The sequence below is a fragment of the Nitrosomonas sp. genome (assembly GCA_031316255.1).
GTDB lineage: Bacteria > Pseudomonadota > Gammaproteobacteria > Burkholderiales > Nitrosomonadaceae > Nitrosomonas.
This window is the reverse complement of sequence record JALDQW010000001.1, coordinates 3,316,081-3,330,981: the sequence shown is the minus strand read 5'-3', so window position 1 is coordinate 3,330,981 and position 14,901 is coordinate 3,316,081. Positions and strand designations below refer to the sequence as shown.

Sequence of the window (14,901 nt, the reverse complement as noted above, 5' to 3'; positions counted from 1 at the left end):
TGAAGTCGTTCCGGAAAAATAGCTGTTCAAACGGGTGTTATTTTACCCGTCTGGGTATTCGATATAAGTTACTTATAAATAGATAGTTACGCTGTATTTAATGCATTTTAAAAATATTATGGGTTATAAATAACCCGGAAACAGGTTCACTCCGGTTTTTTTGGATGCATAAAAACAGTGACTTAAATCATAAAGCAGCGGGCATGCTTTTTGCGTCTTATAAAGTATGAACGCAGGCTTTATAGCCGAAACAGAGCGTTCAAGATATTTTCGAGCAAAATCATTTTCGTTTACTGTGGGAGAGAATAATGCCTAGTTATTTACATCCGGGTGTTTACATCGAGGAGATACCCAGTGGTTCCAGAGCGATAGAAGGTGTATCAACATCGACTGCCGCATTTGTTGGTTCGCCATTTAGAGGTCCGGCGAATACACCTACATTAATTGGCACGTGGGAGGAATATGTTTCCCAGTTTGGTGATTATACGCAATCTTCAGGCGTGCAGGATGTGAATGACCATATGGCGCTGGCGGTGCGTGCGTTTTATCAGAATGGCGGCAAAGCGGCTTATATCTGCCGCGTTCTCGATAGTGACCCGGCGCCGGATACTGCATCGGTTGTGTTAGTCGATTCGACACCGGTAGATGTGCTGACTGTTAACGCATCCAGTGAGGGTGATTGGGGTGAAGCGCTGCGGGTTGCAATCGCTGTTGATGGTTCGAATTTTGATTTGCATGTTGGAATTGAGGATAGTAGTGGTTTTGTGGAAATATCTTCCGAAGTGTTTCGCGGACTCAGTATGGATCCAGCCGATGACAATTTTGTCGAAAAAGTCGTCAATGGCAGTTCCAGTTTGATCCAGGTGACTGTTGAAGAAGGAGTGACAGCGCTGCCTGTAGCCAATTCACAGGATGCAGACGGCAATTTTACGAGCTTCAGTACCCTGGTCGGCGGCTCCGAGGCCGGGCCGACTGCGGACGATTATCTGAATTTTTACAATAACGTGCTGCGCAAGTTTCGCGATGTTTCCATTATGGTTCTGCCGGGACAGCGATGGCCGGACGATGGCAGCAGTAATGATTTCATCACCAACACCATCACCCATTGTGAAGCGACCATGAGCCGGGTGGTCATTGTTGATCCGCCTGCCGATACCGAACTGGAAACGAGTAATGATGTTTCTTCATTGAGCTTGCCTACATCCACCTATTCTGTGCTTTATTACCCCTGGGTGGCGGTGAGCAACCCGCTTTATCATGTCGATTCCAATCCAACCGCAAGCAAGACCTTAAACATTCCGCCTTCATCAATTGCAGCGGCGATGTGGGCCAAAATAGACAGTAAACGCGGCGTCTGGAAAGCGCCTGCAGGTGTGGAAACGCGTATCAATGTCAGTGGACTGCAATATAACGTCGAGGATTTGGAACAGGATGGACTGAATCCGGCCGGTGTCAATTGCATTCGAAATCGCCCCGGCTTCGGACCGGTATTTTGGGGATCAAGAACGCTGGCGACAAGGGCAGATCCGGAATGGCGTTATGTTCCCGTGCGCCGGACCGCCATTTATATTGAACAAAGTATTTACAACGGGATTCAGTGGGCGGTGTTCGAGCCGAATGATCACCCGCTTTGGGGTTCGCTGCGCGCCAATATCGGTTCGTTTATGGATGGATTGTTTCGTGCAGGCGCGTTTCAGGGGGCAACAGCGAAGGACGCCTATTTTGTCCGTTGCGGGTTGGGCGACACGATGACGCAGGGCGATATTGATCGTGGACAAGTGATTGTGATTGTGGGTTTTGCGCCGTTGAAACCGGCAGAATTTGTCATTGTACGTATTCAGCAGAAAGTAGGCGAGCAATAACATTCGAATATTTTAAGCGAGAAGAGGAGGTTTTTTATGGCTGCACCAATGTTTCCGGCCAATGCGCACCGCTACGATCCCTATCGTACTTTTATGTTTCAGGTAATTGTTGACGGTGCGCCTGTTGCCGGCCTCAGAAAAATGAGTGTGCTCAAGAAATCGACAGAAGCGGTCAAGTGGCGTTCAGCAGGCGATGCGGCGCATGAACGTGTAATGCCGGGGGGTACAAGTTATGAGCCGATCACACTTGAACAGGGTTTGACCCATGATCCGATTTTCGAGAACTGGGCGAATCTGGTTAACAATATTCAGGGCAACGCGGCGATGTCACTGGTGAATTACCGTAAGGATATTGTTTTGAATGTACTGAATCTGCAAGGGGCGTTGGCGATTTCCTACCGGGTTTACGGCGCTTGGGTATCGGAGTTTCAGGCATTACCGGAATTTGATGCCGGGACCATGAATACCGTGGGTATACAGACGCTGACATTGCAGCATAATGGTTGGGAACGTGACGCCAGCGTGACTGAACCCACTGAATCGTAATGTCGATTCGATAATTCAAGGCACAGCACGATGCAACTTCCCGGTGGAATTCTGGTTAACACTACGCTCAGGCGCGATTTCACGTTTCGTGAGTTCACGGGCGGGTTCGAACTCATGCTAAACGCGCAAACGTACCCGGAATTGAATCATGTTGAGCGCGTGACACAGGTATTGTGTAACGCACTGGCCAGTATCGGGGGACAGCAAGTGAGCGAGGAACTGATCAGCGGCTTGAGTGTTGGAGACCGTCAGTTTCTGATGCGTCAATTGGCTGTGCACATGGATGATCGACCAGTATGGCTGACGGCTGTGTGTCATCACTGTGCGGAAAAATTCGATGTGTCTTTTCGGCAATCCGAGTTGCCGGTCAAGCCTGCGGGTGAAGGCTATCCGAGCAGAGATATTGAAGTGAGTCTGGGAATGATCTCCGTTTCCGTACCAACAGGCAATGATCAGCGCGCTATTTCCGGCATAACAGATCATCAGAAAGCATTGCGAACACTCATTGCGCGGTTGGTAAAAATAAAAGGGCGCAGGCCAGGATTAAAACCGGAAAACTTGACAGCAGAAGACATTGAGAAAATCGAATCAACGTCAGAAGCGATGTCGCCTGAAATTGCAACCGAGGTGCTGGCGGTTTGCCCGCACTGTGAAGCGCAGAATCGTTTGACAGCTACACCCTACAGCTGTTTTGAAAAATCGCCTGACACATTATTCAATGAAGTGCATGCGATAGCCATGCACTATCATTGGCGTGAACAGGATATACTGGATCTGCCGCGTGCACGCCGACAGAAATATTTGCAACTGATAGATCGTAGCCGCGGCATGGCCGCTCATAGTCACGTTAAGCAGGAAGGTCATAATGGGCGGCTTTTTTAAAAACATTATTAATGACAGCCGAAACGGCAGGTCTTTTGTTACGCATGAGACTGTTTCGTCTTTTGCCGGAATGGAACCTGAACATCCGCATCAGCATAATTCTGCGGATTTTACCGGGTTAGGAAATGCTGCGATTGAATCCGGGATCATGTCCGGAAAAACGACACTATCAAACAGCGTTCAGCCGCAAAATCAGGCGCAAATTTCAGAGTTTGCAGAGACCGGAGGAGCGGTCGGCGTAAAAAAAATTCAGCCTGTTGTCAATCGGACTGCAAGCGACGTGGCAGCGTCGGCGGTCCATCATGCGCACCAGACGCGAGTACCGGAACAGTCGGCTAGCGGATTCGAACGTACCGATGAGCATGAACGCAGGCTGGGTTTGGGTGGCGCGCCATTTGATTACCGGACAGAAGCACGCAACGATAGTACGCAGCCTATGCCGGTAACTGCACAACAGTTGATTTCAGATGATTGTTTTGCCAGTGAAAAAGATCTGGATAGCCCACCAATTGACGATTTACAGAATAGTGATCCATTATTGGAACCGGTGCGCAAACCGGTACAAAACATCGTGGAGCATGTTGCATTAGATCAACCTGTTTTTACCGAGCCTGACTTACGTACGCAAGGCATTGGGATTGATTTCGATTCCGGATCAGAACTGAATCCCGGAAACGCAGGTTTGGAAGACGCGTTAAAACCGCGGAATGAGGCGGTAATTAAACAGGCGGTTGAACAGAGTGACCACAATGCGTCAAAGCATCCAACGGTTGTGGTGAACAATGAGACGCGTATTGAATCGCATGCACTCAAGTCATCAGTTGTTGAGAATCACAAAGATGCCTATCCACAGGTCAGAATAGGTGTGGTGAATGTGATTGTCGAAGGACCAAAGTCAACGCAAGGAAAGCAGGCAACAGTGTCGAACTCGCGTCGCGACGATCAAACCAGCCGTCATTATTTGCGGAGCTTGTAGACTATGCCGATTCCTGAGTCGTCTTTATCGATTATCTGCAATGCGATCGGGGATTTTGTGCGTAGCGGTGTCAACGCAGCGACCAATAATATTACCGTCAGTATCGCTGCACCAGCAGAAGTCGCTGATGACGACGATCAACATCGAATTAACCTGTTTTTCTATCGGTTTGAGCCCTCGGGTTTTCAGCCTGTAACGCGTCCCGATGAATTCTGGCGTATGCGCCTGTTTTGCCTGATTACCACTTTTGGCATTGATGAGGATGATATTCCGGCAGGTGAAAATGATTTACGCATGCTCGGAGAAATAATGCGGATTTTTCATGAGCAACCGGTTTTGTCTGCAGTCAATATCGGGGACGTCAGTGTACGCCTGCAGGTTGTTTTTTCGCCAATGACTGACGAACAGATTAATCAAATCTGGTCGACGCAAAGCGATACTGTTTACAGGCCGTCAGTGATTTATGAACTTGCCCTGATGCCCATTATTCCATCAGAACTGCGGGCCGAGCCACCGATTGTCGGGAGTCTGGGCCATCAGGTTTTTGCCGGTCGCGTGCAACGTTTTGCCTCTTTTTCTGGAAATGTGTCCGGTCCGCGCGTGCCGTTTCATCGTGTCAACATTGCCAATCCACAATGGGCGCCCCAGATTTGCTGGCTCTATCAGGATGCATGCGTGCATACGCTAAGTTTCGGTGTGGGCAGTCCAGAGTTTGCCGGTTTTTCCCCGGATCTGTGGATTGCGGGCGACAGCAGTGAGACCGTTGATTTGATTTGGGAAGTATGGGATTCAAACGGTTGGCGTCCGGCAGGCGCGCCACTCACGGTCAACCCGTTTAACGATGCAATTGACCCGCAGAATATACCTGAATCGGTCCCCGGTGTTTTTCCGGAAACATTACCGTTGCCGCTGCCGGTGGAAATTCCTGTCGGTGAGCAGGCCGCACAGGGATTAATTTACGCAACCCGCAGTGTTACCGTGATTCCGGGGCATCCGGCTATTGAAATCCGCAGTAATCCTTTGCTCATCAGTGTATACAGGACGGTGTAGGATGAAAGCAGCCGTTGAAAATATCTCACCCGTTAACCTTCAGGCTGAATGGGAGCGTGTCGAAGTGCTGGCGCACTGTTTATTGTTATCGCGCTCCGGGCAACAGCCGCGCGATGACGTGTTGAAACGTCTGGAAAAACTTCAACTACAGGTTGACCGGTTAAGACAATCGAAAAACAGTCCCTGGACAAAATTGCCAATCAACAGCCTGACGCCGCTGGGTATGGATGTGCTCGCCTGCATCGTGGCGAGTGAAGCACAACCAAAAACCGGCTGGTTGTACCAGGAGCTGCAACCGGCAAATCCACAGCCTTTTGTGACAGTTGCATTGTTGCAGCAGCTGCTTGCACTGGACTACACTGAGCTGCATCATGCCCGGCAACTGACGGCAACCAGCGGCGAGTTTCGGCGGTTGGATTTAATCGAAGCCGATCAGGACAGTTCATTTGCGCCGCTGCGCCCTGGAAAAAAAACCCTGGCGTTGCTGATGGACTTACCACAAATCGAAGAAGTGCCGCCTGGCGCTTATCCGGTCCGGCAACGCGCATCCTGGGATGATCTTGTGCTGCCGCCGGATCGTGAGCGGGTTTTGCGTGAATACCTGATGTGGTTGCGGCACCGTGAAACCGTGGTCGATCGCTGGGGCGGTCATGCAGTCGGTGGCCCGGTGGCGCTGTTCAGCGGATCGTCGGGAACCGGCAAGACTTTCGCGGCAACAGTGATCGCCAACGAAATGGGTTGGCCATTATATCGCGTGGATCTGGCGCGGCTGGTCAGTAAGTATATCGGCGAGACGGAAAAGAATATCGGCAAATTGTTCGATGCCGCACATGGCCGGGAAATGGTGCTGCAATTTGATGAAGTCGATGCGTTGATGAGCAAGCGTGGTGAGATCAAGGAAGCACGCGACCGTTATGCGAACATGGAAGTGAGCTATCTGCTGGCGCGTATTGAAGATCACCATGGACCGTGTATTTTGACGACAAATCTGCGCAACCAGATCGATAAAGCGTTTTCGCGCCGTTTCCAGATTGTCGTGGAGTTTCCACGGCCGGACCGGACAGCGCGCACGTCGTTATGGCAGCGCATGATTCCGCCGCATGCGCCACGGGCTGACGATCTCGATATTGAGTTTCTGGCCCAAGCGGTCAATCTGACCGGCGGCAATATCCGCAACGCCGGTTTGCATGCCGCTTATCTTGCGGCGGAGGATGAAAAACCGATTTCACTGGCGCATGCGGCAATTGCCGTTTACCGCGAGCTTGCCAAAGACCGTCCGCAGTTGAATAAAAACGATCTGGGGCCACTGGCAAACTATTTGCCTGAAGCGATTTATAGCAGCGAGGCCGTGTAGAATGGGTAAATGTGTTTATAGCATTGAACAGTTAAATCTGAGGTTGCCGCCGGGATACGAGAGACGGGCTGATGCAATCGCTCGCGACGTGGCAAGACAATTGGCGCGGTTGCCAGTGGCGCAATCATTCGAACTGAAGACATTGGCGGTTCCGAAAGTGAACATCTTCAATGGTGAAACGGATCAGGTGATCGCACGGCGCATTGCGCAATCGATTCATGCGCAACTGCATGTTTCTGGCGTTTCCGGTCAGCGTAATCCATTGAATCAGAATAACCGGCAAAACGTGCAAAGCAAACAGAGGGGGCAGAATCGTGGCATTGATTAATTTAACACGCGGCATTTTGATTGAATACGGGTTGTCGATACCGCCGCTGGTATTGCAGTTTGAATTTAATCCGCAAACGCTGTCACGCACACGGTCGATCAGTGTCGTGACTGGCAATGCGCCGGGCACGCGTGGCGGTTATGATTTTGCATTGCCCAATGAAACACCGCGCGTGGCACAGGGCGTTACGATCGAACCCGAACAGTTCAGCATGCAGATCCTGATCGACGCAACCGATCGCATGAGCGATCCTTCGTCGCCGGGACACGGACCGGCAGTCGCGTTTGGCATTGAACCGGAACTCGATACGCTGCGCAGTATGGTCGAGCCCAAAACACAGGGACCCGGTGGTGTACAGATGCTGTCGAGTCTCGGACTGGGCGGCAACAAGGCTTTTCAGCGCGATGAGCATCCGTCCGTTTTGTTGCTGGTATGGGGTACGCATGTGTTGCCGGTATTTTTAACCAGCGTGCAGGTGGAAGAAGTGGCGCATCTGCCGACGTTGATGCCTTACCGGGCGAATGTAACGCTCAGTTTTCAGGTTATTGAAAGCAATAACCCATTTTATCAGGTTGAAAAAGTGCGTCAGATGGCGGGTGCGGCGGTCAATCTGGCCAGCGGGGTTTCGGTATCGTTTTCGGCCTCTTTTGGCGCTTCATTCTAGCAGTCTAACAAGTAGAGGATTGATAGTCAGATGCTTTTAAAAAAATCACGGTACAGAAATACCGGACTGTTTCAACTGTCAGCGGATGGTGGCGACGTGTTTCCAGGATTGCGCGCGCGCGAAATCGGTCCCGCTGTGGGCATGATCGAACATGAAATTCAGGCCGGTAACCGGCTCGATCAACTGGCGCGTCACTACTATAACGATGATCGTCAATGGTGGCGTATCGTGGACGCCAATCCTGAATTTTTGTATGCCGGAAACATGCTGGATGAAACAATGCAGGGATCAATTTTATTGATTCCTAAATTGAAGGAATAGGTTGGTGCATGGGACTTCTGGATCTGCTCAGTGATAAAAAGCTGCAACCGGCTGAATGTATCGTCAAGCTGGACAACCAGGAAATTGACGATATGTATCCGGCGCTGGTTGAAGTGGTGGTCGATGCGGATCGCAGCCGGGCAACGACGGCAACACTGGTTTTTGAAACCCGCCGTCTGGAAGACGGTCTCTGGACGGTGCAGGATGACGACCGGTTTAAACCCTGGATTGCTGTCAGGATTGAAGCCGTGTTCGGCGATGAAACAGAAGAAGTAATGCGGGGTTTCGTCAAGGAGGTTCGGGCGGAATACCCGCAGGAACGGGGTTCGGCAAAAGTTACGGTATCCTGCCAAGATCATTCGCTGCAGATGGACCGCGAGCATATTGAGCAGCGTTGGGGGGAAGACGCGCCAACGACCGATGGCGCGATTGCTGTTGAAATAGCCGGCCGGAACGATTTAGGCATACTGGAGCAACCCGGTGAAGGCCAGACAGTGCAGGATTTATTGCAAAATACCACGGATATCAAATTCCTGCAGCGTCGTGCACAAACAAACGGTTACGAGATTATTTTTCAGGAAGGAAAGCTGCATTTCGGCGATATGCGGCTCGATGCCGAGACGCAACCGACAATTATGGTGTATGCCGGACCGGATACCAACTGCATCAGTTTTAACATTCGGGATGATGGCCATAAACCGGACAAAGTGGCGTATCAGGTTGCCGCGGAAGTCGGCACGAGTGAGTCGCCGGTTGAAGTCACGCCGAATTTGCGGGTGCTGGGTAATGATGCGGCTGACAGCAGTGGGGCAGGTTTAAATGATTTTGTCTGGCGGCCGCAACGGCAGGGTGTCAGCGATGCAACGCAGATGCAGGCGATTGCCCAGCAGATGGCCAACGAACAATCGATGAAAATCAATGTGGACGGCGAACTGGATGGTAGCTTGTACGGCCATGTATTGCGCATCGGAGAGCCTGTTGGCGTCGATGGCGTGGGGGAACGCTATAGCGGTACTTATTATGTCGATGCGGCGACACATCGCTTTGATGTCAACGGATATAAGGTTTCTTTCCGGCTGCTGCGCAATGCCTACGGCGATGATTTAAGTGAGTCAAGCAATCCGCTTGCAGGAGTATTGTGAACCTAAATTCCACAGTTGATCGCTTTGAATTATTGGAATTGATATGAAAATATACAGTTTATGTTCCGTAAAAGTTTTGGTGCTTAGGGCGCTGTCGCTATGATGTTTATAGTACGCTGTTCTTTATCTCTGACTGTGTTGCAATGCGTTGCCATAACCCGTTATGACGCCTCATTGCGCCTTGTCAGAAATCAACAACAACGCACGCTAAACACCATTCAACTGAGGAGTTTAGTTTAATGGAACAACTGCTTCATCAAATTGCACAGCAATCGCAGCAGCGCTATTACGGCAAATACCGGGGCTTTGTGGTTGATAATCAGGACCCGGAGAAACGCGGCCGGTTGAAAGTCAGAGTGCCTTCGGTGCTGGGTGATCAGGATACCGGCTGGGCGTTGCCGTGTATGCCGTTTGGCGGGCTGACCAACCAGGGACTTTTTATGATTCCCGAAGTGGATGCGCAGATTTGGGTTGAGTTTGAAGAAGGCAATGTGGATCGCCCGATCTGGGTCGGCGTTTTCTGGCAGCAGGAAAGCGATACGCCCGAGGAAGCCGCGCTGGATGAGCCGACGACGCGTATTATCCGCACGCCATCCGGTCATGTTTTACAGTTCGATGATGCCAGTGGAGAAGAGCAATTCCGGCTGGCGCACCCGTCCGGCACGGAAATGACCATTGATCCGCAAGGCACCGTTAAAACCGAAGATGCTGCGGGTAATACGCTAACACTCGATGCTGAAAGCAACAAGATCATCGTGGAAGACGCCAATGGCAACAAAATAACAATGGACAGCAGCGGCACCGAAATCAAGGACAGTAATGGCAACACCATACAAATGGCTGCCAGTGGCATTACCGTGGAAGGAACGCAGGTTGTGATTAAAGGTACAACCGTCGACGTGGCGGGACAGGGTGGAGAACCATTGATCAAGGCGCAGACATTTTTATCTCTGTTCAACGCCCATACGCATGTGTGCACCGCGCCCGGTTCCCCGTCTGGGCCGCCGGTGCCACCGTTAACGCCGGTTGTGTTGACGACGAAAACCAAGGCGCTCTGATGTGGATTTAAGTGACGGAAACGGCAGGGGATTGAACGATACAGGATTGGACGATTATGGCGACTCGACTGAATAATCCGGATTATATGAAGTTCCCGATGCAAATCGGGGAAAACGGTGCGGCTACGAGCAACCGTCAGCACCATGTCCGCGAACAAATCGAACAGGTGCTGTTCACCGATGCGGGGGAGCGCTGGTATCGCCCTGAATTCGGCGCAGGCGTGCGTGCACTGGTATTCGAACCGAACAGCCCGGCAATATGGGAGATTACCAAAAAAAGGCTGTCCGCGTCCCTTAATGAAGCGCTGGCGGGAGAAGTCGCGCCGGCAAGTCTGGAAGTGAACGTGACCGGCGAAGGCGAAAAACTGTTCATTACCATCGCGTACACACTGGCGACGCTGAATCATTCAGAGCAGTTGGAATTTGTTGTCGGAGGGGATCAGTAAATGGCAGAGCAACCGTCATCCGAGTTATATTTCGCCGATGGCTGCAGCGACTGCGGCTATCGCCAGGTAAAACTGCCGGATCCACTGCCCAAAGTCGGTGATGACTTCGATTGGCTGGTGCGCGATTACGACGGTTTTCGCTTGTTTATGCTGGAGGAACTGGCGGCGCGTTTTCCGGAGCGCCGGCGCTGGACACCGGCCGATATGGAAGTGGTGATTGTAGAAACCATGTCGGTCGTTTTGGATCAACTGTCCGATATGCTCGATCGTGTACAGACCGAAGCGTTTCTTGAAACGGCGCGGCGTCCTGAATCGGTGCGGCGGTTGCTGGAAATGATTGGTTATGATGCCGTCAATCTGGCCGGTTCCGAAGCAAAAATTCCCGATGCTACTGGCGCTGCGAGTGAGGATGAAGCGACGCGAAGAGCGCGTTTGCAGACATTTTATCTGGCGTTACAGCAGTATCGTTCGGATTATCAGGACGCCATTGATGAAATGACGCCCGCACAACAGGCGAATTTCCAGGTATTTATCGATAATCCTGCGGGCGCGCCTTTGGTTGCACTTGATGCGGTTCAGCTTTTTCTTGATAACGCACCCGAGTTTGTCATGCGTGCGCGTAACGACGCCTTGCACAATTATTGGACACTGTACCCATATGCGATGGAGAAAGCGCGCGCATCAGGACCGCGCGCCATCCATACACAAAAGCGGATGGTGACCGAGGGCGATTATGCGGAAAGACTGGAAGACCATCCGCTGGTGCTGCGCGCACATGCGTATAGCCGTTGGACAGGGTCGTGGAACACCATTTATGCGGCGATGGTAATGATAGAAAATATAACGCTGGATGTGCCGCTGACAGCAGGAAGTGTGGGCGGTGTCAGCAATCTCGCGCTGTTGCAGACAGGTATCGATCAATTCAATCAGCAACATGAACTGGGTGACGTCGATTGGGCCATAGAACCGACGCCGCGTATTGTTTTGCGTCCATATCTTGACGCCTACAGAATGGCGGCACAGGAAGTTTTTCTGCAGGATGCGCGGTTTGCCGGTATTAATATTTCACTTTCCGTGCGGGTGGCCAATAATTATTTTCAGTCGGAAATTCGACATGCCATTATCCGGGCGCTTAGCACGGCGCTGGGTGGATTTTTTGCACCGGGCAGACTGGCTTTCGGCGAGGATCTGCATGCCGGCGATATTATTGAAACCGTGATGAAAATCGATGGTGTGGAAGCGGTATGCCTGAACCGTTTCAAGCGTGTCGGGAAACGTTATCCAAACCAGGCCGATGCAGGCCGTATTCGTCTGGACGGTCTGGAGATCGCTACGTGTAACAATGATACCCAAAATCCGGGACTGGGTATTTTGCGTGTGGTGCTGCATGGAGGCCAACGCGGATGAATTCGCTGACGGATAAAAAGGATTTGACACGCTGGAACCGTTCAGGGCTGAGCCGATTCCGTTATGTAGATGGCAATGCCATTACTTTCCTGGAAACGTTGCGTCTGGCGCAGCGCGATGCCTTCACGACGGGCGTAAAATTAAAATGGAAAGCGCTGGAGACCGCAATTCCACAATCGGTTGATGAAACACCTGAAGAACGGCAGGCGCGCTGGCTGCAGCAATATTATGCCGAACGTCACGATTACGGATGGGAGATATTGCGCAGCTATGCCAGAGCGGCGCATATACTCGGTGAATATGTGGATGCCTACGCCAACGAGTCATTTATCCGTACCGCAACGCAGTGGCAGAATATACGCCGTCTGGTTGAAATGCTCGACTACCATCCGGCCCCGCCCGCATCGGCGGAAACACCGATTGTGTTATTCGCCAAAACGGACAAGTCAGGCACCGTTGAAGCCGGTTTTGCATTTAAGAACAGTCCGGACGATGGCAGCAAGCCGTCCGTTTTTGAAACGTTGAGCGATCTGGACGTTGACGAACAACTCAATGAAATACGAATCGAGGACTGGAATAAATCTCAGATCGATTTTATTTATGATGACAGCACCAATTCCGCCGTTTTTCCCTTAAGCGAGCCGGTTGAGAATGTGTCGGTCGGTACTCTGGGCGTATTGCTGGTTGATACCGGTCTGCAGACAAAAGGACTGGCAGTAAAGGTCACCGAGATAGCGGACCAGCAAATAAAGTTGCAGGGTGAAGACAGACCTGCCGGTTTTCCGCATGCGATTAAACGGTATCAGGTCAGGCTGTTGTTGAAGCCGGATTTTAAACAAACGCCGAAAATCAACGGCGATGATGTTGTCATCCTGAAGCCTGATCATGGATTGAGTACGAAGGCCGTTGTCGCCTGGAAAGAAGGCTATACCTGGATAGCGGCATTTGTAGAGGAAGTCCAGAATGATCGTGTGCGTTTGTCGCGCTCAGCACCCGCATCCGGTACTGAACTGTATCTGACGGCTTTTTCTGAAGCGCGTGATATGACTGTGGGTGGCAGCGCTGTGCGACGCGTTATCTTGCCATTAGTGGATTATCGGGAGCAGTGGGGACTGTTTGATGCGGATCTACAAAAGATTAACAGTTATTCGACCCATAACGAGAGTGGTCAGCCTGTTTATACCTATAAAAATGGCAGCAGTTATGACCTTGTTTATTATGTTCCAAAAGACAATGCATCAACCGCAGCAAAAATTGTAGCCACTGTTTTAACGAGCAAACCGCAAAACATTTTGCTCGAAGGCGATCCCGGCGATCTTGCAACGGGCGACTGGATGATTTTACAGGATGGCAGCGACATTACTGCAGCCCGGATTGATGCATTGACCGAAAATGAAAAAGACTATCAACTCAAGCTTTCCAGTGGATCGTTTAGCGGCAGTGAAACGCTGTTCGGCAATTTTGAGGTTGAACTGCGTCCGTTGAATTATGCCATGAACGAAGTGCCGGCATTTCTGTTGCAGCCGCAATACCGGTCTGATAGTCATTGTTTTTTGCCTGTGGCGCTGGAAGATTTTCCCGAACTGTTAACGATTGGCAGGTCGCTGATAGTCGAAGGGCGCAGCAGCGCGATGGAAGTGACCGTCAAGGATGTCGATGAATTAAACCGCCGGATCAAGATTGAACCGGCGATACCCGGCAGCGAACTGACCGGAAGCGGGATGACGGATGACTATACCCGTTACTCCACAAAAATTTACGGCAATGTTGTTCAATCCGGTCATGGGGAAACACGCAAAGAAAAAATACTGGGCTCCGGTGATGCAACGCAGACAAACCAGCAGTTTGATTTTGATGTCGAGAATGTCAGTTTTGTCACCGACCCGAATTTTACCAATGGTGTACGCGCCGCGATTTCGGTTCGGGTGGATAGCCGGACCTGGAAACAGGTTTCTACACTCAATGACTCCGAGCCGGAGGATATGCATTATGTCGTGAGGATGAATGAGAACGGCACCTTGCAGATAGAATTTGGCGACGGTATTCATGGCCGCCGGTTACCGACAGGCAGTAATAATGTACGTATTGTCTACCGGGTAGGCGGGGGACTATCAGGCAATCTGGCCCCGTACAGTTTTAAAAAAATAGTCAAACCCAATTCGATTGTCGATTCAATACGCCAACCGATACCGTCCAGTGGTGGCAACGATATGGAGTCGGGCGAATCGATGCGGGATAATGCGCCGGGTAGTATTTTAACGCTTGAGCGCGCGGTGTCACTTGCTGATTTTACACATCTGGCGACGCGCTATAGCGGCGTGTGGCAAGCGCGCGCATACCAGCGGCAGGGATCTGTACAAAAAAACCGGATCAACATCGCGATCGTTCCTGCAGGCGGCGGTGAACTCGGTGGACTTGGCGATGCATTAACGGCCTATTTTGATAGTCATTCGCTGCCCGGCGTCACGGTTAATGTTTTGCCGTTCGAATCGATCATTCTCGATCTCAAAATCACGATTCGTGTAAAAACGGATGAATTCGACCAGGACATTGTGACCGAAGATGTTCTGCAAGCGCTAAAAACAGCTTTCTCATTGAAAAATTCAAAACTGGGCTGTCCGCTTTATCTCAGCGCAGTGTTTAAAGTCGTTGAAGGAGTGACCGGGGTTGCAAACAGCCAGTGTGAAATCAATCCCGACGGGTTTTTCAATGCGGCGGGCAATCCGGTAATGCCAAGACAAGTAACCGAGGGTGTTGATGGCGCAATCAAACGCGTTTCCGTACATGACCAACAGGTGATTTACCTGGACAGCGAGGTGTCGGTAATCGATCTTACAACGCAGGCTTTTAGTTTATAGAGTTGAA

At 51.1% G+C, this 14,901-nt stretch carries 14 protein-coding genes; all 14 read left to right on the top strand.

The genetic code is table 11. The features are described from left to right. Positions 1–308 precede the first annotated feature (308 nt). The 14 genes from MRK00_14720 to MRK00_14655 all read left to right on the top strand — a co-directional run bounded on the left by MRK00_14720 (position 309) and on the right by MRK00_14655 (position 14,894). Positions 309–1,862, top strand: a complete 1,554-nt coding sequence (locus MRK00_14720) for a phage tail sheath subtilisin-like domain-containing protein (GenBank protein ID MDR4518620.1) — start codon at positions 309–311, stop codon at positions 1,860–1,862. Positions 1,863–1,898: 36 nt separating this feature from the next. Next, positions 1,899–2,408, top strand: coding sequence for a phage tail protein (locus tag MRK00_14715; protein ID MDR4518619.1), 510 nt, complete (start codon positions 1,899–1,901; stop codon positions 2,406–2,408). A gap of 30 nt (positions 2,409–2,438) precedes the next feature. Next, positions 2,439–3,290: a hypothetical protein gene (locus tag MRK00_14710; protein ID MDR4518618.1), complete on the top strand. Its 852-nt coding sequence runs from the start codon at positions 2,439–2,441 to the stop codon at positions 3,288–3,290. Further along, positions 3,274–4,266 carry a hypothetical protein gene (locus MRK00_14705; protein MDR4518617.1) on the top strand — a complete coding sequence of 331 codons (993 nt, stop codon included), beginning with the start codon at positions 3,274–3,276 and terminating at the stop codon, positions 4,264–4,266. Before MRK00_14710 ends, MRK00_14705 begins: the two co-directional genes overlap by 17 nt. Before the next feature lie 3 nt (positions 4,267–4,269). Continuing rightward, positions 4,270–5,316 carry a DUF4255 domain-containing protein gene (locus tag MRK00_14700; GenBank protein MDR4518616.1) on the top strand — a complete coding sequence of 349 codons (1,047 nt, stop codon included), beginning with the start codon at positions 4,270–4,272 and terminating at the stop codon, positions 5,314–5,316. A 1-nt stretch (position 5,317) separates the two neighbouring features. Beyond that, complete coding sequence (locus MRK00_14695) at positions 5,318–6,670, top strand: ATP-binding protein (GenBank protein ID MDR4518615.1); 1,353 nt, start codon at positions 5,318–5,320, stop codon at positions 6,668–6,670. Position 6,671: 1 nt separating this feature from the next. After that, the gene (locus tag MRK00_14690; protein ID MDR4518614.1) at positions 6,672–6,998 is read left to right on the top strand and encodes a hypothetical protein; all 327 of its coding nucleotides are present in this window, start codon (positions 6,672–6,674) and stop codon (positions 6,996–6,998) included. Beyond that, the gene (locus MRK00_14685) at positions 6,985–7,662 is read left to right on the top strand and encodes a hypothetical protein (protein MDR4518613.1); all 678 of its coding nucleotides are present in this window, start codon (positions 6,985–6,987) and stop codon (positions 7,660–7,662) included. The genes MRK00_14690 and MRK00_14685 overlap by 14 nt, the downstream gene beginning before the upstream one ends. Positions 7,663–7,692: 30 nt before the next feature. Continuing rightward, positions 7,693–7,983 (top strand): hypothetical protein, encoded by a 291-nt coding sequence (locus MRK00_14680; GenBank protein MDR4518612.1) that lies wholly within the window; start codon positions 7,693–7,695, stop codon positions 7,981–7,983. Positions 7,984–7,991: 8 nt separating this feature from the next. Next, entirely contained in the window at positions 7,992–9,125 is a 1,134-nt protein-coding gene (locus MRK00_14675; GenBank protein MDR4518611.1) for a hypothetical protein, read from the top strand. 239 nt (positions 9,126–9,364) lie between these two features. Then, positions 9,365–10,183, top strand: a complete 819-nt coding sequence (locus MRK00_14670; protein MDR4518610.1) for a phage baseplate assembly protein V — start codon at positions 9,365–9,367, stop codon at positions 10,181–10,183. Positions 10,184–10,239: 56 nt separating this feature from the next. Further along, entirely contained in the window at positions 10,240–10,629 is a 390-nt protein-coding gene (locus tag MRK00_14665; GenBank protein ID MDR4518609.1) for a GPW/gp25 family protein, read from the top strand. Next, the gene (locus MRK00_14660; protein ID MDR4518608.1) at positions 10,630–12,036 is read left to right on the top strand and encodes a hypothetical protein; all 1,407 of its coding nucleotides are present in this window, start codon (positions 10,630–10,632) and stop codon (positions 12,034–12,036) included. Then, positions 12,033–14,894, top strand: a complete 2,862-nt coding sequence (locus MRK00_14655; protein MDR4518607.1) for a baseplate J/gp47 family protein — start codon at positions 12,033–12,035, stop codon at positions 14,892–14,894. Before MRK00_14660 ends, MRK00_14655 begins: the two co-directional genes overlap by 4 nt. Positions 14,895–14,901: the final 7 nt, after the last annotated feature.